This is a genomic window from Desulfamplus magnetovallimortis (genome assembly GCF_900170035.1).
In the GTDB taxonomy this organism is placed as follows: Bacteria; Desulfobacterota; Desulfobacteria; order Desulfobacterales; family Desulfobacteraceae; genus Desulfamplus; species Desulfamplus magnetovallimortis.
This window is the reverse complement of sequence record NZ_LT828543.1, coordinates 254,001-255,337: the sequence shown is the minus strand read 5'-3', so window position 1 is coordinate 255,337 and position 1,337 is coordinate 254,001. Positions and strand designations below refer to the sequence as shown.

Annotated in this window: 1 protein-coding gene; it reads right to left on the bottom strand. The window is 51.8% G+C overall.

Annotation, left to right across the window (positions count from 1 at the left end; all coding sequences use genetic code 11):
* On the bottom strand, positions 1–1,337 hold a 1,337-nt coding region (locus MTBBW1_RS09650), incomplete at both ends, for a hypothetical protein (protein WP_186441190.1).

Here is a 1,337-nt window from a genome sequence, read left to right as displayed (position 1 = left end):
CACCTTCGGTTGTCTCTCCGGCATCGGCGGTTTCAGTGCCATCACCTTCGGTTGTCTCTCCGGCATCGGCGGTTTCAGTGCCATCACCTTCGGTTGTCTCTCCGGCATCGGCGGTTTCGGTGCCGTCACCTTCGGTTGTCTCTCCGGCATCAGCGGTTTCAGTGCCATCACCTTCGGTGGTTTCTCCGGCATCTGCAGTTTCGTTGCCATCTCCTTCGGCAGTATCTCCGGCATCGGCAGATTCAGAGCTTTCAATAAGGGGGTCACCTGGTGTGTCTGCCATTGCCACAAGCATTTCAGGGGATCCTTCCTGTCCGGCATTACCGTCTTCAGCAAGTTGGCCATCTCCGGCAGTTTTGGAATCTCCCTCTATTTGAGATTCTCCTGTTGTTTCAGATTCTGATGATGTTTTTGTTGACGTTTCAGCCTGTGTGGTTGATGCAATTTCCTCTCCAGCATCAGTTATGGCTTTTTCAGGATCTCCACCACCTTCAGCCATGGCCTGGGCAAGTGCTTCTCCAAAGGTATCCATGTCTGCCGGCAATTCCGCTGACGTGCTCGTTCTGGTGGCTGTTCCAGATTCTCCTTCTGATCCTGCTTCTCCCTGATTCTGGGTAGCAGCTAAATCACCCTGTATCTGGGTTTCACTACCTTCTCCCTGGGAAGGTGTACTTTCAGGTGTAGCCATTATGGCAGCAACAGTTTCAGATACGTTTTCGCCTGATGACAGAGCTGCAAGAAGAACCGCTTCGCTGCTGGTTTCACCTGACTGCACAGAGCTTTGGGTTTCAGCAACAGCCGTGGTTGTCTCAACAGCCTGTGCCAATGCATCCTGTATTGAACTTACAGATGTTTCTCCGGACGGATTTTCCGATTCCCCAGGTGAAGAGGCAGCTTCTCCTTCAGCCATAAGAGATTCTGCAAGTGCTTCCTGGAAGGTTTCTGTGGAGATTGCTCCGGATTCAACAGCACCGCTTTCCACAAGGGCATCCATGGCTGTATCCACGGCTTCTGTGACATTATCACCAGATGAAAGAGCGCTTAAAAGTGCCGATTCAGGAGATGATTCTCCGGCTGTGACTGCGGCCTGACTCTCCATCACCGCAGCGGTAGCTTCCGTTGCCTGGGAAACCGCAGATTCTATATCTGCTCCACTTTCAATGGCTGCGCTCAATGTCTCCTGAAAGGTATCTGCAATGGCCTGGGCAGCTTCTTCAGGTGACAGAGACGATTCTTCTCCACTTGCTCCGCCTGTACTTTCCGACGCTATGGATGCAACCACTTCATCAATGTTTTCACCGGTTGCAAGTGCAGTTATAAGGTCATTTCCACCTGTA